19 protein-coding genes are annotated in these 19,420 nt (G+C 41.9%); all 19 read left to right on the top strand.

Annotated features, from left to right (window positions below):
• The first annotated feature begins 25 nt into the window (after positions 1-25).
• The 19 genes from flhA (at position 26) to C6W18_RS09790 (ending at position 19,398) form a co-directional block, all read left to right on the top strand.
• Complete coding sequence (flhA, locus tag C6W18_RS09880) at positions 26-2,059, top strand: flagellar biosynthesis protein FlhA (RefSeq protein WP_034317709.1); 2,034 nt, start codon at positions 26-28, stop codon at positions 2,057-2,059.
• A complete protein-coding gene (gene flhF, locus C6W18_RS09875) occupies positions 2,059-3,174 on the top strand; it encodes a flagellar biosynthesis GTPase FlhF (protein WP_105927481.1) in 1,116 nt (371 codons plus the stop codon). The genes flhA and flhF overlap by 1 nt, the downstream gene beginning before the upstream one ends.
• On the top strand, positions 3,171-4,076 hold the full coding sequence (locus C6W18_RS09870) for a MinD/ParA family protein (RefSeq protein ID WP_105927480.1): 906 nt from the start codon (positions 3,171-3,173) through the stop codon (positions 4,074-4,076). The genes flhF and C6W18_RS09870 overlap by 4 nt, the downstream gene beginning before the upstream one ends.
• Positions 4,073-5,146 carry a protein-glutamate methylesterase/protein-glutamine glutaminase gene (locus tag C6W18_RS09865; protein WP_034317702.1) on the top strand — a complete coding sequence of 358 codons (1,074 nt, stop codon included), beginning with the start codon at positions 4,073-4,075 and terminating at the stop codon, positions 5,144-5,146. The genes C6W18_RS09870 and C6W18_RS09865 overlap by 4 nt, the downstream gene beginning before the upstream one ends.
• A 5-nt stretch (positions 5,147-5,151) precedes the next feature.
• Complete coding sequence (locus C6W18_RS09860; protein WP_105927479.1) at positions 5,152-7,182, top strand: chemotaxis protein CheA; 2,031 nt, start codon at positions 5,152-5,154, stop codon at positions 7,180-7,182.
• Between the two features lie 24 nt (positions 7,183-7,206).
• Positions 7,207-7,668, top strand: coding sequence for a chemotaxis protein CheW (locus C6W18_RS09855; RefSeq protein ID WP_034317693.1), 462 nt, complete (start codon positions 7,207-7,209; stop codon positions 7,666-7,668).
• A gap of 12 nt (positions 7,669-7,680) precedes the next feature.
• A complete protein-coding gene (locus C6W18_RS09850; RefSeq protein ID WP_034317690.1) occupies positions 7,681-8,307 on the top strand; it encodes a chemotaxis protein CheC in 627 nt (208 codons plus the stop codon).
• The gene (locus tag C6W18_RS09845) at positions 8,307-8,807 is read left to right on the top strand and encodes a chemotaxis protein CheD (protein WP_034317688.1); all 501 of its coding nucleotides are present in this window, start codon (positions 8,307-8,309) and stop codon (positions 8,805-8,807) included. Before C6W18_RS09850 ends, C6W18_RS09845 begins: the two co-directional genes overlap by 1 nt.
• Before the next feature lie 24 nt (positions 8,808-8,831).
• On the top strand, positions 8,832-9,599 hold the full coding sequence (locus C6W18_RS09840) for a FliA/WhiG family RNA polymerase sigma factor (RefSeq protein ID WP_105927478.1): 768 nt from the start codon (positions 8,832-8,834) through the stop codon (positions 9,597-9,599).
• Positions 9,600-9,620: 21 nt separating this feature from the next.
• Positions 9,621-10,160 carry a hypothetical protein gene (locus C6W18_RS09835; RefSeq protein ID WP_034317686.1) on the top strand — a complete coding sequence of 180 codons (540 nt, stop codon included), beginning with the start codon at positions 9,621-9,623 and terminating at the stop codon, positions 10,158-10,160.
• A gap of 154 nt (positions 10,161-10,314) precedes the next feature.
• Positions 10,315-11,049 (top strand): 30S ribosomal protein S2, encoded by a 735-nt coding sequence (gene rpsB, locus C6W18_RS09830; RefSeq protein ID WP_034317684.1) that lies wholly within the window; start codon positions 10,315-10,317, stop codon positions 11,047-11,049.
• A 91-nt stretch (positions 11,050-11,140) separates the two neighbouring features.
• Complete coding sequence (gene tsf / locus C6W18_RS09825; protein ID WP_034317682.1) at positions 11,141-12,022, top strand: translation elongation factor Ts; 882 nt, start codon at positions 11,141-11,143, stop codon at positions 12,020-12,022.
• A 134-nt stretch (positions 12,023-12,156) separates the two neighbouring features.
• Positions 12,157-12,879 carry a UMP kinase gene (gene pyrH / locus C6W18_RS09820; protein ID WP_003210919.1) on the top strand — a complete coding sequence of 241 codons (723 nt, stop codon included), beginning with the start codon at positions 12,157-12,159 and terminating at the stop codon, positions 12,877-12,879.
• Between the two features lies 1 nt (position 12,880).
• Positions 12,881-13,438, top strand: coding sequence for a ribosome recycling factor (frr, locus tag C6W18_RS09815; RefSeq protein WP_034317679.1), 558 nt, complete (start codon positions 12,881-12,883; stop codon positions 13,436-13,438).
• A 129-nt stretch (positions 13,439-13,567) separates the two neighbouring features.
• Positions 13,568-14,350 (top strand): undecaprenyl pyrophosphate synthase, encoded by a 783-nt coding sequence (uppS, locus tag C6W18_RS09810; RefSeq protein WP_034317676.1) that lies wholly within the window; start codon positions 13,568-13,570, stop codon positions 14,348-14,350.
• Positions 14,351-14,362: 12 nt separating this feature from the next.
• Complete coding sequence (locus tag C6W18_RS09805) at positions 14,363-15,157, top strand: phosphatidate cytidylyltransferase (RefSeq protein WP_034317673.1); 795 nt, start codon at positions 14,363-14,365, stop codon at positions 15,155-15,157.
• A gap of 39 nt (positions 15,158-15,196) precedes the next feature.
• Positions 15,197-16,348, top strand: coding sequence for a 1-deoxy-D-xylulose-5-phosphate reductoisomerase (gene dxr / locus C6W18_RS09800; protein WP_105927477.1), 1,152 nt, complete (start codon positions 15,197-15,199; stop codon positions 16,346-16,348).
• 6 nt (positions 16,349-16,354) lie between these two features.
• Complete coding sequence (gene rseP, locus C6W18_RS09795; protein WP_105927476.1) at positions 16,355-17,620, top strand: RIP metalloprotease RseP; 1,266 nt, start codon at positions 16,355-16,357, stop codon at positions 17,618-17,620.
• An 80-nt stretch (positions 17,621-17,700) separates the two neighbouring features.
• Positions 17,701-19,398 (top strand): proline--tRNA ligase, encoded by a 1,698-nt coding sequence (locus C6W18_RS09790; protein ID WP_105927475.1) that lies wholly within the window; start codon positions 17,701-17,703, stop codon positions 19,396-19,398.
• The last annotated feature ends 22 nt before the right edge of the window (positions 19,399-19,420 follow it).

The raw sequence follows: 19,420 nt of genomic DNA, 5'->3' as shown, positions 1-19,420 counted from the left end.
TTGGTTTTAAAAGGAGAGAACAGGCATGTCAGCAAGAGATTTATCTGTTTTATTCAGTGTTATTTTAATTGTGGCGATGCTGGTCATACCGTTTCCGCCCATTCTATTAAGTATTTTAATCATTATTAATATTTCTCTTGCGCTTATCGTGCTTCTCACCACAATGAACATGCAAGAACCACTTCAATTTTCGATTTTTCCATCATTGCTTTTGCTCTTAACGCTGTTTCGCTTAGGGCTTAACATCTCTACAACACGTTCTATCCTATCAACAGGAGATGCTGGAAAGGTTGTAGAAACGTTTGGTTCATTTGTTGTTGGAGGAAATATACTCGTTGGTCTGGTTGTCTTCCTTATCTTGATTATCATTCAGTTTATTGTCATCACAAAAGGGGCTGAGCGTGTATCAGAGGTTGCTGCAAGATTTACACTTGATGCGATGCCAGGTAAACAGATGAGTATTGACGCAGATTTAAATGCAGGAATGCTGACTGAAAGTGAAGCGAGAAATCGCCGTGAAAAAGTATCGAGAGAGGCAGACTTTTATGGTGCGATGGATGGTGCAAGTAAGTTCGTCAAAGGGGATGCCATCGCAGGTATTATCATCGTCATTATCAATATTATTTTTGGAATCATTATTGGGATGCTTCAGCAAGGAATGTCGATTCAAGAATCAGCTTCCCACTTTACGCTATTAACGGTAGGGGACGGGATTGTTTCACAAATTCCTGCACTCCTCATTTCAACAGCGACAGGGATTGTCGTCACGAGGGCTGCTTCTAACGGAAACCTTGGTTCTGACATTACTAGTCAGCTCTTTGCATTCCCAGCTATGCTTTACGTCACAGCAGGCACGATCTTCCTTCTTGGTTTGTTTACTCCTATTGGCATACTTTTGACAGGACCAATCGCAGGTTTACTTGCACTCGGTGCATACATGATGTCGAAAAACAAACAGGATCAAGAAGAAATTGAAGAGGTGCTGGAGGAACAGGCTGAGGTAGAAGAGATGAAAAGTCCAGAAAGCGTCATTCATCTTCTGCAAATGGATGCCATTGAATTTGAATTCGGCTATGGTCTGATTCCGCTCGCTGATGCAAATCAGGGCGGTGACCTGCTAGATCGAATTGTGATGATCCGAAGGCAGCTTGCCCTCGAGCTAGGCCTTGTCATTCCAGTTGTCCGAATTCGAGACAACATTGCACTTAACCCAAATGAATACCGGCTGAAAATTAAAGGGAACGAAGTGGCAAAAGGTGAGCTGCTGCTTGATCACTACTTAGCGATGTCCCCTACGCCTGATGATGATCCGATTGAAGGAATTGAAACGATCGAACCATCCTTTGGCTTGCCGGCTAAATGGATATCAGAAGCAGAAAAAGACCAGGCTGAAATGCTTGGCTATACGGTTGTGGATCCGGCATCTGTTGTATCTACTCACATCACAGAGAAGATTAGACAAAACACACACGAACTGCTCGGACGCCAAGAAACGAAGCAATTAATCGATCATCTTAAAGAAAGTTATCCTGTCTTAGTGGATGAGGTGACACCAAATCCGCTAGCAGTCGGTGATATCCAAAAGGTACTGGCAAAGCTGTTGAAAGAAAAGGTCTCTATTCGAAACCTTGTGACCATTTTTGAGACGCTTGCAGACTATGGAAAATTAACGACTGATACAGATTTGTTAACGGAGTATGTCAGACAGGCACTGGCAAGACAGATTACTGCACAGTATGCAAGAGAGAATGAATCATTGAAAGTCGTGACATGCTCAGGCCGAGTTGAAAAGGTGATTGCTGACAGCGTACAGCAGACAGAGCACGGTAACTACTTATCATTAGATCCGGAGTCCTCTGAAAGTGTGATTCAATCAGTGGCTAGAGAAATTGAACAGCTTTCGCTTCGTCAGGAAACGCCGGTTCTATTATGCTCACCTCCTATAAGAATGTACGTCAAGCAGTTGTTAGAAAGATATTTTCCAGAATTACCGGTACTATCATATAACGAACTAGAAGCAAATGTGGAAGTACAGAGCATCGGAGTGGTGGATATCTAATGAAAATGAAAAAAATCACAGCGAATTCTATGCAGGAGGCAACGATTCAAATTAGGCAGCAGCTTGGGAAAGATGCCGTCATTTTAAATTCGAAAACCGTTGTCAAACGAAAGCTGTTCGGATTAAAAAAACAACAAATGGTCGAAGTGATTGCGGTGCTGGATCAAGATTTTGAAGAAAGAGCTGGTAAAGGCCTAAACCCACCGGCTCCTATCCCGGTGTTACCGAAAAAGGAGCCGGTTCAAAAGCAGCCCGAAGAGCCATCCTTTGCTCCTGAGGCAGTCAAAGCAGTTCCCCCTCATTCTCAGCCTTTAGAATATGCAAGAAACGAGCGGCATGCTGGGATTTTACCTGATTCTCTTATGGCAGTCGATCGAAAACTAAAGGATCAAGGTCTTGATGATGCGATACGAGATGAGTGCTTAAAGGGTCTTTTAACGAAGGGTGCTGTCAAGGAAGATCAAATTAAAAAAGAACTTGAAAAACTGCTCACAGAGATGCTGCCAACTCACACCTCTGATGAGCCGATGATTCGTTCGAAATATATTGTGCTGTTTGGTTCAACGGGCGCTGGTAAAACGACAACGATTGCAAAGCTGGCTGCCAAAACGGCTATTCAACAGCAAAAGAACATCGCTTTTATTACAACGGATACGTACCGAATTGCAGCGATCGAACAACTGAAAACATATGCTGAACTGCTGAATGCGCCGCTTGAGGTTTGCTATTCAAGAGAGGATTTTGTGAAAGCGCAGCAGACCTTTAAAGATTATGATCATATTTTCATAGACACAGCAGGCCGTAACTTTAAAGAAGAAGCGTATATCAAAGAGCTGACAGATATTATTCCTTTTGATGAAAGCATTCAAAGTTTCCTCGTCATGAGTGCGACGTCGAAGTATCAGGACATGAACGCCATGGTCAAACGTTTTGAACATGTTCCAATTCATCAATTCATTTTTACAAAAGTAGATGAAACAGACACGATGGGAACGATCTTTCAAATCATTGCAGAATCCCAAATTGGGCTCGGCTTTTTAACAAATGGTCAAAATGTACCTGAGGATATTCTTGAGGGCTCTCCTCTTGAATTAACAAGGATGGTCTTACAATGATGAAGCCTGACCAAGCGGAAGGTCTAAGAAAACTTGTTCAACAGAGTCAAACGATAACACCGGCCCCTCTTAGCGTAAGCGGACAGGCAAAAACCATTGCAGTCATGAGCGGTAAAGGCGGAGTAGGCAAATCGAATTTGACGCTGAACATGGCACTGTCTATCGCTAGTGCAGGCAAGCGAGTGTTAGTCATCGACCTTGATTTTGGCATGGGGAATATTGATATTTTATTAGGGAAAACATCGACTAGCTCTATATTAGATGTTCTCGTCAGGAAGAAATCTTTCCAAGCGGCCATGACAAAAGGAACTGACAATCTTTATTACATTTCTGGCGGAAGTGGACTTGAACAGCTGTTTTCTTTAGATAAAGACCAATGGTCATTCTTTCTGGAGGAGATGGAGAGAATGATGCGTGATTTCGATTGTATATTCTTTGATATGGGTGCAGGCTTGTCAAAAGATCAACTGCCTTTTGTCTTATCGGCAGGAGAAGTAGTGGTCGTGACAACGCCAGAACCAACATCCATCATGGATGCCTACAGCGCGATTAAACACTTAGCCATTCATCAGTTTGAGCAGTCAGTGCAAATCATTGTTAACCGGTGTAAAACCCCGTCAGAAGGTTCTGAAACCTACCGGAAATTAGCAGGAGTGGTTACATCATTTCTACACAGAAAGCTTGTGTTTGCTGGTGCTGTGCCTGATGATCCTGCGGTTCCTAAAGCAGTAGCGGAACAAATTCCGTTTTATATCAAGCAGCCTCATTCAAGGCTGAGTAAAACAATTAAAATGCTGGCAGAAACACTGTATCATCAGCAGATAAGAGAGGCACGGAGAGAGCAGCATACGTTTATAGATAAGTTGTCCTCTTTTTTTAGAAGGAGGAAGGTGGACTCATGATTAGAGTGCTTGTAGTAGATGACTCGGCCTTTATGCGAAAGCTCATTAGTGATTTCCTAAGTGCCGAGCAAGGAATTGAAGTCGTCGGAACGGCGCGAAATGGGGAAGATGCCTTAAAACGGATCAAGGAATTGAACCCAGATGTTGTCACACTAGATGTGGAAATGCCTGTTTTAAATGGAACAGAAGCATTAAAACAAATTCTGGCTGAACACGACCTTGCCGTGATTATGGTGTCAAGCCAGACAAAGCAAGGGAAGGACTTAACCATCCATTGCTTAGAACTCGGTGCTTTTGACTTCGTGACAAAGCCTTCAGGAAGTATTTCGCTCGATTTACACAAAGTAAGAGGTCAAATTGTAGAGCGGGTACTTGCAGCAGGCCTGTCTAGGAAACGCACTGAGAAACAGGTTTCTCCTAAGCCTGTCATGAAGCCGCCAAGTCCAGTGGCTGTTCCCCGTCTGCAAGAAGTAAAAAGCGGCTCACTTCGAAAGATTATTTCAATCGGAACATCTACGGGAGGACCAAGGGCGCTTCAACGAGTCGTCACGAAGCTGCCAAAGGACATAGAGGCGCCGATTTTGATAGTGCAGCATATGCCGGCAGGATTTACGGCATCACTTGCTACGAGGTTAGACCAGCTATCACAAATTTCGATTAAAGAAGCACAAGATGGAGACATCGCTAAAAATGGAGTGGCTTACATAGCTCCTGGTGGAATGAATATGTCACTTCATGAACAAGGGGCGTCTTTAGTGATCAGGCTGTCCCCAGAAGACACTGACAGCCGGCACAAACCTTCTGTTAACTATTTATTTGAATCCATCAGCAACATAAAAGGTTACGAGAAAATTGCTGTCATTATGACAGGGATGGGTAGTGACGGCACAGAAGGTGTCAAAAAAATGGTCGCAAGCGGTCATACAAAAGTTATTGCAGAAAAAGAAGAATCATGTGTTGTTTTCGGAATGCCTAAATCAGTCATTAAAGCAGGTCTTGCACATGAAACAAGGCATGTGGATGACATCGCACATGCAATTATAAGCTCCATGAAAAAAGAGAGGGCGTGAACACGTTGGATGTAAACCAATACTTAGATATCTTTTTAGATGAAAGCAGAGAACACTTACAAACTTGTAATGAAAAACTTCTCGAATTAGAAAAGAACCCAACCGACCTGCAGTTGGTGAATGATATTTTCAGAGCGGCTCATACATTGAAAGGCATGAGTGCAACGATGGGTTATGCTGATATGGCTCAGCTGACGCATCACTTAGAAAACATGTTTGATGCCATCAGAAATGAACAAATGATTGTTACTCCTGAGTCAATGGATACGATGTTTGAAGCACTAGACCACCTTGAAGCAATGGTTCAATCGATTGCAGAAGGCGGGGACGGGAAACGTGATGTCACAGAGATTAGTAAAAAGCTAGACGTGACAGGAAGCCATGCGGAGGCTGCTTCTAGCGTTGAGACAGCTGATGCATCAGCTCCTGCCGCTAACGACTTAGACTATAATGAATTTGAACGAACAGTTCTTGATGAAGCAAGAGAACAAGGCTTTAAATGCTATGAGCTGACTGTGACATTAAGCGAAGCATGCTTATTAAAAGCAGTTCGTGTCTATATGATTTTTGAAAGACTCAATGAAGCAGGCGAGGTCGTCAAAACGGTTCCGAATGCAGAACTTTTAGAATCAGAAGATTTCGAATCCGAATTCAGTATTTCTTATCTATCTAAACAGCCGATGGACGAAGTGAAGAAAATCGTGATGGCGATCTCAGAGGTTGAAAATGTTGAGATCTCTGAAGGCTCCGCATTTGAAGAAGCTGTCCCAGCTGAAAAACTAGAAGCAAAACCTGAACAGAAAAAAGAAGAAGTATCCGTGCCTGCTGCTAAAGCGTCAGCAAACGATGCGCCAAAAGCAAATGGCAATAACGGTGCAGCTGCCGGCGGCACGAAAACGATTCGTGTCAACATTGATCGTCTGGATTCTCTTATGAATCTATTTGAAGAACTGGTTATTGATAGAGGACGTTTAGAACAGATTGCCAAAGAGCTTGAAAATAACGAACTCACTGATACGGTCGAAAGAATGACACGTATTTCAGGCGACCTGCAATCGATCATCCTGAACATGAGAATGGTACCTGTAGAAACTGTGTTTAACAGGTTCCCGCGTATGATTCGTCAATTGACGAAAGAGCTCAATAAAAAAATTGAACTGATCATTGAAGGCGCTGATACTGAGCTTGATCGAACAGTGATCGACGAGATTGGAGATCCGCTCTTACACTTACTCAGAAACAGTCTAGATCACGGGATTGAATCGCCAGAAGAACGTGTGAAAAAAGGCAAGCCAGAAAAAGGAACCGTTCTATTAAAGGCTTATCATAGTGGAAACCACGTCTTCATTGAAGTAGAAGATGACGGTGGCGGGATTAACCGTAAAAAGGTGCTTGAAAAAGCACTAGAGCGCGGTGTTATTACAGAAAGAGAAGCAGAAACCATTGAAGATCATCAAATTGATTCATTGATCTTTGCAGCAGGATTCTCTACAGCTGATGAGATATCTGACATCTCAGGCCGCGGTGTAGGTCTTGACGTCGTGAAAAACAAGCTGGAATCATTGGGCGGTTCTGTGAGCATCAACTCAACAGAAGGACAGGGCTCATTGTTCTCTATCCAGCTCCCGCTTACATTGTCAATTATTTCCGTTCTTCTTGTGAAACTGGAAGAGGAAACATTTGCGATTCCGATTTCTTCTATTATTGAAACGGCTGTGATTAAGAAAAGCGACATCCTTCAAACGCATGATCGTGAAGTGATTGATTTCCGCGGATTTATCGTACCGGTTGTGTACCTGAAGAAACAATTCCACGTACCAAATGCGAGTGAATTAGAGGAAGAACTGCACATCATCGTTGTTCGTAAAGGAGACAAGCTGACAGCATTTGTGGTCGATTCATTCATTGGTCAGCAAGAGGTTGTATTGAAATCACTAGGAGATTATTTACCAAACGTGTTTGCGATATCGGGCGCAACAATCCTAGGTGACGGTCAGGTTGCACTCATCGTTGACTGTAATGCACTGATCAAGTAAAAAACAATAGAGGAGCGGTCTGAAATGAGTACAGATATCAAAACTGGCGAAAAGATGATTGTGTTTATCGTAAACAAAAAAGAATACGCCATTTCAGTATCAGAAGTAAAGTCCATTGAAAAATGGCAGCAGCCGACAAGAATTCCTGGCGTTGCCCCTTATATATGCGGCGTCATTAATCTACGTGGTGTGGTGACACCTGTCATCGACCTTAGAGTTAGACTTGGATCTACTGACAACGAGATTACAGATGAAACTAGAATGATTATTGTACAGGTTGGTGACATTGAAGTCGGCTGGGTTGTTGATGAAGCAAATGATGTCATTACAGTCCATCAGGAAGAAGTAGAATCTTCTCCTGATTCAGCTGAAAAAGAAGGACAATCATGGGTGATTGGTATCATTAAGCATGATCAGCGTCTATTTAATATCATTCATGCTGGTGCTGTCCTCGATAAGAGCGTTCAAGATGCACCTGTTCATTAAGGGGGATGTGAAATGAACATTTTCAGTGGAATTAAAGATGAACAGTTAGATGTATTAAGAGAGGTTGGGAATATCGGAGCAGGCCATGCAGCGTCTGCTCTTGCCAATCTATTAGATCGCAAAATAGATATGGCTGTTCCTTTTGTCAAAGTTCTCTCGTTTGAAGATCTAATGGATTTCTTTGGCGGTGCAGATCTTCCAGTTGCAAGCATTTTTCTGCGAATGGAAGGAGATTTATCCGGCTCCATCTTTTTCATTATGCCGTTTGAGCAAGCAGAGCAATTTGTAAGAGAGCTTGTACAGGACCCGGCATTTGATATTGATACCATTCATGAACACGTGCTAGGGACGTCAGCACTTCATGAGCTAGGAAATATTTTAGCAGGCTCTTATTTATCAGCCCTTGCCGATCTAACAAAATTGAAGCTTTACCCAAGTGTTCCAGATGTCACTCTCGATATGTTCGGTGCTGTCATTAGTGAAGGGTTAATGCAGTTCAGTCCTCTCGGCGATCAGGCAATTGTGATTGATACATCTATTTTTGATGATCAAAATAAGCAAGAGCTGAAAGGAAATATGTTTCTATTACCAGACTTTGAATCGTTTGACAAACTGTTCAAAGCATTAGGTAACCTATAATGAACGTGAAGATTCCGGCAGTTGTAAAGGTTGGTATAGCGGATGTTCAGCTTGTGAAAACACCGGACCGCATTCGGACATCCGGTCTTGGTTCTTGCGTAGGGCTTGTCCTGTTTGACAAAGAAAAAAAACTGGCAGGTCTTGTCCATGTCATGCTTCCAGACTCATCCCTTGCAAAAGGGGCGGTGGAGAACTTGGCCAAATATGCAGATACAGGTGTCAAGCATACAATTGATCTGCTCCTAAAAGAAGGAGCGCGCAAACATGCGCTAAAAGCGAAACTTGCTGGTGGCGCAGAAATGTTTAAGTTTAAGTCAACCAATGACCTGATGAGAATTGGACCTAGAAACGTATCAGCTGTTAAAGAACATCTGTCTCTTCATCATATCCCGATCATTAGTGAGGACACGGGCGGGAACAATGGGCGTACGATTGAATTCGATCCGCTTACGACAGAGCTTGAGATCCGCACTGTGAAGCATGGCATTATGAAGATATAACTAAGGAAGTATAGGGGGAGAAAGATGCAATCCTTAAATTACGAAGATCAGGCGCTATGGGCTAGATGGAAAGAGTGGAAAGACCCAGCTGCTGGAGATGATCTTATGCGCCGCTATATGCCGCTCGTCACATATCATGTTGGAAGAATTTCCATCGGTCTCCCGAAGTCAGTGCATAAAGAAGACTTGATCAGTCTAGGGATGCTCGGTTTATATGATGCCCTTGAAAAATTTGACCCCGGAAGAGATCTGAAGTTTGATACATATGCATCCTTCAGAATCCGCGGGGCCATCATCGACGGTCTTCGTAAAGAGGACTGGCTGCCTCGTACATCAAGAGAAAAAACAAAAAAAGTAGAAGCGGCAATTGAAAAACTTGAACAGCGTTATTTGCGAAATGTGACACCGACAGAGGTTGCCGAGGAACTCGGCATGAGCGAACAGGATGTTGTCACAACGATGAATGAAGGTTTCTTTGCGAATTTGCTCTCAATCGACGAGAAGCTGCATGATCAAGAAGACGGTGAAAACGTCCAAGTCATGATTCGCGACGAAAAGTCTGTGACACCTGAGGAGAAAATGCTGAAAGATGAATTAATTGAACAGCTTGCTGATAAAATTACTGAGCTTTCGGAAAAAGAAAAGCTTGTGATCAGTCTTTTCTATAAAGAAGAACTGACATTAACAGAAATCGGTCAAGTGCTTAATTTATCCACCTCGCGTATTTCACAAATTCATTCGAAGGCATTGTTCAAGCTTAAGCATCTGCTTGATAAAGCCATTCAATCTTAAAGAGTTAGTGAGTGAAAAAATATGTTATGGCTGATTAGCTTTATGCTTCATGCTGCACTTATTTATTTTGTGATCATTTTATACACAAGAATGAATTCGCTGAAGGCAACTGAACAAAAGCAGCGAGAGCTTTTAGAAGAAACGGAAAATACCCTGGCTGCATTTTTGATGGAAGTCAAAGAAGAGAATGACAAACTATCAAAAGCTGCAGCCGCTTCCCCTGATTTTTTTGCTGAAGAGCTGAAATCGGATCTTCAGACACCAAAGCAACCACAACCACCAACTGAATCCCAGCAATCGGTAGAAAGTGAAGATCCAGTACCAGAGCACCTGTCGGCTCTCCTTAGCGAGGTCGAGGTGCAGGAAGAGAAGGTAAACGAACCCGTTCCAAATCTTGAAACAGAAGCTCCTGAGCCTTCTGAAAATGAAATAGAAGAAACATTCCAAGATCAAGTAAAGGCCTTATATGATCAAGGGCGATCACTAGAAGAAATAGCGAAAGAATTGAAAACTGGTAAGACAGAAATCGAGCTTTTATTAAAATTTAGCGGAAAGCTGTAAAGGATTCTTGATTGTCAGTCCATCATGTGTTATATTATTTCTTGGTGTTAAATACACACGCTTGATGATTCAGATGAAGGTGCTGCATGGCGCAGTTTTATGTGAACATGACTTAAGCGGAGGAAAAAAAACCATTATATTAGGAGGCAACAAAATGTCAGTTATTTCTATGAAACAATTGCTAGAAGCTGGTGTTCACTTCGGTCACCAAACTCGCCGTTGGAACCCAAAAATGAAGCGTTACATCTTTACAGAGCGTAACGGTATCTACATCATCGATCTTCAAAAAACGGTGAAAAAAGTAGAGGAAGCTTACAACTTCACGAAAAACCTTGCTGCTGACGGAGGAAAAATCCTTTTCGTTGGTACGAAAAAACAAGCACAAGATTCAGTGAAAGAAGAAGCAATCCGTTCTGGTATGTTCTATGTAAACCAACGCTGGCTTGGTGGAACTTTAACAAACTTTGAAACAATCCAAAAACGTATCAAGCGTTTGAAAGATATTGAAAAAATGCAAGAAAACGGTACTTTCGAAGTTCTTCCTAAGAAAGAAGTCGTTCAACTGAAAAAAGAATTAGAGCGTCTTGAAAAATTCTTAGGCGGAATCAAAGACATGAAGGGTCTTCCGGATGCACTTTTCATTATCGATCCTCGTAAAGAGCGTATTGCAGTTGCAGAAGCTCGTAAACTGAATATCCCAATCATCGGTATCGTTGACACAAACTGTGATCCAGACGAAATTGATGTTGTGATCCCTGCAAACGATGATGCAATCCGTGCTGTAAAACTTCTAACTGCTAAAATGGCAGATGCGATTCTTGAGTCTAAACAAGGCGAAGAAGAAGCTGTTGTAGAAGAAACGACAGAATCTGAAACAACAACTGCGTAACCTATTCAAAAGGTGATAAGAGGGAAATGCCTTTTATCACCTTTTTTTCACCTAGTAATCCGTGTTTTAACATAGAAGGAGGAAATGTAAAATGGCAATTACTGCTCAATTAGTAAAAGAACTGCGTCAAAAAACTGGTGCAGGTATGATGGATTGTAAAAAAGCGTTAACAGAAACTGATGGTGACATCGAAAAAGCAATTGATCTTCTAAGAGAAAAAGGAATCGCAAAAGCTGCGAAAAAAGCAGACCGTATTGCGGCAGAAGGATTAACTCTTATCAAAACTGACGGCAACACAGGCGTTATCATAGAAGTGAACTCTGAGACTGATTTCGTTGCGAAAAACGAAGGATTCCAAGCACTTCTTAACGAACTTGCTGATCATTTACTTGCTGCTAAACCTGCAACAATTGAAGAAGCTCATGCTTCTAAAATGGAAAACGGTTCAACAGTTGAAGAGCATATCACATCTGCAATTGCGAAAATCGGAGAGAAAATCACTCTACGTCGTTTCTCTGTCATCACGAAAGAAGATAACGCAGCATTCGGTTCTTACTTGCACATGGGCGGACGCATTGGTGTATTAGCGGTTCTTAACGGAACAACTGATGAAGAGCTTGCAAGAGACATTGCAATGCACGTCGCTGCTGTCAATCCTAAATACATTTCTCGTGACCAAGTGTCAGAAGAAGAAGCAAACCGTGAGCGTGAAGTATTAACGCAACAAGCGCTTCAAGAAGGAAAGCCTGAAAACATCGTAGCTAAAATGGTAGAAGGCCGTCTAAACAAATTCTTCGAAGAAATTTGCTTACTTGACCAAGCGTTCGTTAAAAACCCAGATGAAAAAGTGAAACAAGTTGTAGGTGCGAAAAACGCAACTGTTCAAACTTATGTTCGCTATGAAGTGGGCGAAGGTATTGAAAAGCGTCAAGAAAACTTTGCTGAAGAAGTGATGAGCCAAGTGAAAAAATAATGTTTGAAAAGCTCTCTGGGGCTTTTTTAGGGAGCACAAGCACTGTGTTCCCTATTTTTTAGAGGATATTGATTTACAAAAGGCAGTTTCTTACGCATAATAAGAGACGGTATAGTTTACACTTGGAGGTTATCATGAGCAAACCGAAATATAATCGCATTGTACTGAAGCTAAGTGGCGAAGCACTAGCAGGTGATGCTGGAAATGGAATTAACCCAACTGTCATTCATTCAATTGCAAAGCAAGTAAAAGAAATTGCAGAACTTGATGTTGAAGTTGCAGTCGTTGTAGGCGGAGGAAACCTTTGGCGCGGTAAGACAGGCAGTGACTTAGGAATGGACCGGGCAACAGCAGACTACATGGGCATGCTTGCAACAGTGATGAATTCACTGGCATTACAGGACAGCCTAGAAACGCTTGGCATTCAGTCTAGAGTGCAAACCTCTATCGAAATGAGACAGGTTGCAGAGCCATACATAAGAAGAAAAGCGATTCGTCACCTTGAAAAAAAACGTGTCGTGATTTTTGCTGCAGGTACTGGTAACCCTTATTTCTCTACAGATACAACTGCAGCACTTCGTGCAGCAGAAATTGAAGCAGATGTCATTTTAATGGCGAAAAATAATGTAGATGGTGTCTACAGTGCTGATCCTCGTACAGATGCGGATGCAGTAAAATATGATAAGCTTTCATATCTTGATGTACTAAAAGAAGGGCTTGCTGTAATGGATTCTACTGCGTCCTCATTATGTATGGACAATGACATTCCATTAATCGTATTCTCCATTATGGAAGAAGGAAATATTAAACGTGCCGTAAATGGCGAATCAATCGGAACGATCGTGAGGGGGAAATAACGTGTCAAAAGAAGTGTTGAACCAAACAAAAGAAAAAATGGAAAAAGCCGTTCAAGCATACGGACGGGAACTAGCAACTGTTCGCGCTGGTAGAGCAAATGCTTCACTACTAGATAAAGTGACAGTTGATTATTACGGTGCACAAACACCACTCAACCAAATTGCGTCAATTACAGTGCCAGAAGCACGTATGCTGATTATCACACCTTACGATAAAACAGCGATCGGTGATATCGAAAAAGCGATCCAAAAGTCTGATCTTGGCATCACGCCAACAAGTGACGGAAATGTGATCCGCATTGCGATCCCTGCGCTAACAGAAGAAAGACGTAAAGAGCTTGTGAAAGTTGTAAGAAAATACTCAGAAGAAGCAAAAGTAGCTGTTCGTAACGTTCGTCGTGATGCAAACGATGATCTGAAAAAGCTAGAGAAAAATGGGGAGATCACTGAAGATGAATTAAGATCATCTACAGAGGATGTTCAAAAATTGACAGATGAATATGTCGCTAAAATTGATGACGTGACGAAAGATAAAGAAAAAGAAATCATGGAAGTTTAAGAAAAAACTATGTACAATAGATAATAGTGAAAAGACCCTCTTCATGTTTACAGGGGGTTTTTTTGTTAATACTGTTGATGACTATATTATTAGCGGGAACGCAACCTTTTTGGGTGATGGAGGAATCTCATGCTCAATATACTCAAAAATTGGAAGAATCAGCAAACAGCAGCTTCCAACTTAGAAAGCCTGACAAAAGAAGACATAGTAAATGGAGAAATTCCTGAACATATCGCCATTATCATGGATGGGAACGGAAGATGGGCGAAAAAACGCGCTCTTCCACGGGTAGCAGGACATCATGAAGGAATGAAAGTCGTCAAGCGCATGACAAAGCTTGCAAATGAGTTGAATGTCAAAGTGCTGACTTTGTATGCTTTCTCTACGGAAAATTGGAAACGTCCAAAACTAGAAGTAGACTTTTTAATGAAGCTTCCTGAAGAATTTTTAAACATCTATCTGCCTGAACTCATCGAGGAAAATGTTCGTGTGCGTTTAACAGGTGATCCAGACGGCCTCCCGCAGCATACAAAAAGAGCGGTAGAGAACGCAGAGAAGAGTACGGCGAATAACGACGGACTCGTTTTAAACTTTGCGCTCAATTATGGAGGGCGAACAGAAATCGTCTCAGCATGCAGACAAATTTCTGAAAAAGTCAAAGAAGGTAAGCTTAGAGCAGAAGACATCACAGAAGAGATGTTTTCAGCTTATTTAATGACAGAATCTCTTCAAGATCCGGATTTGCTTATTCGCACGAGTGGAGAAATTAGATTAAGCAACTTTATGCTTTGGCAAATTGCGTACAGCGAGTTTGTCTTTACGGATGTGCTTTGGCCTGACTTTTCTGATGAGCATCTTATAGGCGCTATCGGAGAGTACCAGCGCCGCGGCCGGAGGTTCGGTGGAATTTAGAGGGTGGTGCAGATGAAACAAAGAATTTTGACGGGTGTGTTGGCAGCTGCAGTGTTTTTACTTGCTGTTATTTATGGACAGATGCCATTTACCCTGCTGATTTATTTAATGGGAAGTGTCGCTCTCTTTGAGCTTCTGAGAATGAAAAAGATTTCGATTTTCAGCTTTCCTGGTATTGTCAGCTTAATATTGCTTTGGCTTTTAATGGGCGGAGAGAATAGCTTCTTCCCAAACGTAGACGCATCAAAAATGCAGATTGCTTTATTTGCAATCTTAATACTTTTAACTTATACAGTTTTGAGCAAAAACTCTTTCACATTCGATGAGGTTGCTTTTGTTATATTAGCCACATTATATATTGGCGTCAGTTTCTATTATTTTATCCAAATTAGAGGCTTATATGGCATGAGTGCGATTTTCTTCGCAGCCGTGATTATTTGGTCCACTGACTCAGGTGCCTATTTTATTGGGAAATCTATGGGGAAACGAAAGCTTTGGCCTGAGATCAGCCCAAACAAAACAGTAGAAGGATTTATCGGTGGAATCGTCACAGCGGTCGTGTTGTCACTTGTGTTTCAGGCGGTTACAGGATTTTTGCCATCATATCTGCTTGTTATGTTTATTACCCTTTTGTTAAGTATTTTTGGACAACTTGGCGACCTTGTGGAATCTGCTTTAAAGCGTCATTATCATGTGAAGGATTCAGGGACAATACTCCCTGGCCATGGCGGGATTTTAGACAGGTTTGACAGCTTTTTATTCGTTCTGCCGTTTTTATATTTATTGCTGGCCACGTTTGCTAGCTAACCTCATAGAAACTTATTGAACGAGAGAAGGAGTGGCAATTTGAAATATATTTCGCTATTAGGCGCAACAGGATCAATTGGAGAACAAACATTAGATGTGATCAGGCAGCACCAAGACAAATTTAAGCTGAAAGCCATGACGTTTGGCAGAAATGTAGACAAGGCTATTCCCATCATTGAGCATTTTCAGCCTGAATTCGTCGGGTGTTTAGACGAAGAGACCTATCGCACGCTAAAAAGTCATTCATTTGAATACGATGTTAAGATGGCTGCAGGTGATGAAGCCAACATCGAGGCAGCGACCTATGATGCAGTGGACGTTGTGGTCAATGCACTTGTAGGAAGTGTTGGGCTTGTTCCAACATTAAAGGCCATTGAACAAAAAAAGACGATTGCACTCGCAAATAAGGAAACACTTGTGACAGCTGGTCATATAGTAAAAGAGTACGCCAAAAAATATGATGTACCTTTACTTCCTGTCGATAGTGAGCACTCCGCTATTTTCCAATGCCTGCAAGGTGAACAAGCTAAAAACATTGAACGCTTAATCGTGACAGCTTCAGGTGGTAGTTTCCGAGATAAAAAACGAACTGAACTTGAAGATGTTACGGTTGAAGAAGCGCTGAATCATCCAAACTGGTCAATGGGAGCAAAAATTACAATTGATTCAGCGACCATGATGAATAAAGGGCTCGAGGTGATCGAGGCGCATTGGTTGTTTGATATACCATATGATCAAATTGATGTACTGTTACATAAAGAGAGCATCATCCATTCGATGGTGGAATTTCACGACAAAAGCGTCATGGCACAGTTAGGTACACCTGATATGAGAGTGCCCATTCAATATGCACTCACTTACCCTGACAGGGCGCCATTAAAAGAAGCGAAATCATTGAACCTTTGGGAGATTGGACAATTGAATTTCCAAAAAGCGGATTTTGACAGGTATCGCTGCTTACATTTTGCTTATGAATCAGGTAAAATAGGAGGGACAATGCCTGCTGTGCTCAATGCAGCAAATGAAATCGCCGTGGATGCATTTCTAAAAGGCAAAGTGACGTTCCTGCAAATTGAAGAATTGATTGAAAAGGCACTAATGAGACATCATGTGATTTCAAAACCTAGTTTGCAAGATATCCATGAAGTGGACAAAGATACACGAGACTTTGTTCAATCAATCCTCACATAAGGTGGTATGTTCGTGAATACAGTGATTGCGTTTATTATTATTTTTGGAACGCTCGTTTTTTTCCACGAGCTCGGCCATTTAATTATGGCGCAGCGCGCGGGTATTTTATGCCGCGAGTTCGCAATTGGTTTTGGGCCGAAGATTTTCTCCTTTAAACGAAAAGAAACCGTTTATACCATTAGACTTCTACCTATCGGTGGATTTGTCAAAATGGCTGGAGAGGACCCTGAAGTCATTGAAATTAAACCAGGTCATACAGTGGGGCTCTTATTCAATGAGCAAAATGAAGTAGAAAAAATCATTTTAAATGATAAAGAGAAATATCCTGATGCACTTGTCATCGAGGTCGAGCAGATAGATTTAGATCATGCCATGAGAATCTCAGGATATGAAGCTGGAAATGAAGATATTCTGACTGGTTACAATGTAAGTCAAACAAGCTTCTATATTGCAGATGGTGAAGAAATTCAAATCGCACCATACAATCGTCAATTTGGTTCAAAAACGGTATGGCAGCGTATTAAAGCTATCGCAGCTGGACCGATCATGAACTTTATCCTGGCATACGTGATATTAGTCGCTTTAGGTTTTATTCAAGGTGTAACCGTAGATGATCCTGTGCTCGGTAAGCTCACGAAAGATGGCCGAGCGGCACAAGCTGGTCTCATGCAGGGGGATGAAATCGTTTCGATTAATGGGGATAAAATGAATTCTTGGACAGACGTGGTTCAAACGGTTCAAAAAAACCCCGAGAAAAAAATGAATGTCGTCATTGACCGAGACGGCAAAGAAAGCACCGTGCAGGTTGTACCAGAAGCTGTGAAAGCAGACGGGAAAAACATTGGCCGTTTTGGATCATATCCGCCAACAGAAAATGGATTTCTAAAAGTCATTTCATCTTCAGGAACGACTGTGATATCAACGGCAGGTCTGATCTTAACGAACTTGCAAAAAATTGTCACAGGACAATTTTCATTAGATATGCTGGCAGGTCCTGTCGGGATCTATGACATGACAGGAGAAGTAGCCAAACAAGGTGTGTTAACATTAATGCAGTTTGCGGCGTTCCTCAGCATCAACTTAGGAATCGTCAATTTATTACCGATTCCTGCATTAGACGGAGGACGTTTACTTTTCTTATTTGTTGAAGCTATTCGCGGTAAACCAATTAATCGTGAGAAAGAAGCACTTGTTGTCTTCATCGGTGTTGCTTTCCTCATGCTGTTAATGCTAGTGGTTACGTGGAATGACATCCAGCGATTATTTTTATAAAAACCAATGTCTCTTGTTTCTCATCTTGGGAAACAAGAGTTTTTGTGAGAAGTCCTATTTAATAAATGAGGTGTAACGACATGAGACAATCCCTGACTTTCATTCCAACTCTTCGAGAGGTGCCAGCAGATGCTGAAGCAAAAAGTCATCAGCTATTAGTAAGAGCTGGATTCATTAGACAAAATACAAGTGGAATCTATCACTACCTGCCGCTGGCTCATAAAGTCATCCAGCATATTCAAACCATTGTTCGCAAGGAAATGGAAAAGGCAGGAGCAGCTGAGCTGTTAATGCCAGTGTTGCAGCAAGCAGAAATGTGGCAAGAGTCAGGAAGATGGTATACATACGGTCCAGAACTCATGCGTATGAAAGATCGTCATGGCCGCGAGTTCGCGCTAGGCCCAACGCACGAAGAAGTGATCACATCACTAGTACGCAGTGAAGTGAAATCGTATAAGAAGCTTCCTTTGACTCTTTATCAAATTCAATCAAAATTCCGCGATGAACAAAGACCTCGCTTTGGTTTACTGCGAGGACGTGAATTTATTATGAAGGATGCTTACTCATTCCACTCTTCACCAGAAAGTCTTGATGACACATACAACAAAATGTTTACGGCTTACTCTAATGTGTTCTCCAAAGTGGGTCTTAATTTTAGACCAGTCATTGCAGATTCTGGTGCAATGGGAGGAAAAGATACTCATGAGTTCATGGCGCTGTCAGAAGTAGGAGAAGATACAATCGCTTATTCTGATACTTCTTCTTATGCAGCGAACATTGAAATGGCTGAGGCTGTGTATCAAGGAGAAGAAGCAAATCCTGAGGACTTTAAAGAACTTGAAAAAGTACACACGCCGCAAGTAAAAACGATTCAAGACGTGGCTGCATTCTTAGAAGTAGCCCCATCGGCATGTATCAAGTCTGTTTTGTTTAAAGCAGACGAGGCGTATGTTCTTGTCCTCACTAGAGGTGATCACGAAGTAAATGATGTGAAAGTAAAGAACTTGGTAGGAGCACAGCTTGTAGAGCTTGCTTCACGCGAAGAAGTGCTAGAAGTCATTGGAACAGAGCCTGGATTTGTTGGACCTGTTAAGCTAGAAGCAGAAGTCGATATTTATGCAGACCTCGCTGTAAAAGGAATGACAAATGCAGTTGCAGGTGCAAACGAATCTGATTATCACTATGTCAATGTCAACCCTGCACGTGATGTGACAGTGAAAAAATTCACCGACCTTCGCTTAATTCAAGAAGGAGACGTCTCTCCAGATGGAGAAGGCACAATCCAATTTGCAAAAGGAATTGAAGTAGGACAAGTCTTTAAGCTGGGCACACGTTATTCTGAGGCCATGGATGCAACGTACCTCGATGAAAATGGACGCGCGCAGCCAATGATCATGGGCTGCTATGGCATTGGTATCTCTAGAACCCTTTCAGCTATTGTTGAACAGCATCATGATGATAAAGGCATTATCTGGCCGGAAACAGTTGCACCATATGACCTTCATCTCCTTGCATTAAATATGAAAAATGATGCACAAAAAGAACTGGCTGAAACGTTATACGAGCGCTTAGAAGATGAGGGCTTTGACGTACTTTTTGACGACCGTCAAGAGCGTGCAGGAGTGAAATTTGCAGACAGTGACTTAATTGGCCTGCCAGTTCGCATTAGCTGCGGGAAACGTTCAGAAGAAGGTATTGTAGAAGTGAAGTTTAGAAAATCAGGTGAATCACATGAAGTATCTGTTGATGAATTGATTTCATTTATACGCCAAGCATAAAACGAACAAAAAAATGAAGGTA

The organism is Bacillus sp. LLTC93 (genome assembly GCF_002993125.1).
Classification (GTDB): domain Bacteria; phylum Bacillota; class Bacilli; order Bacillales; family Bacillaceae; genus Bacillus; species Bacillus zhangzhouensis.
Note: the sequence above shows the minus strand (reverse complement) of the source record. Positions and strands in the feature narration are given on the sequence as shown.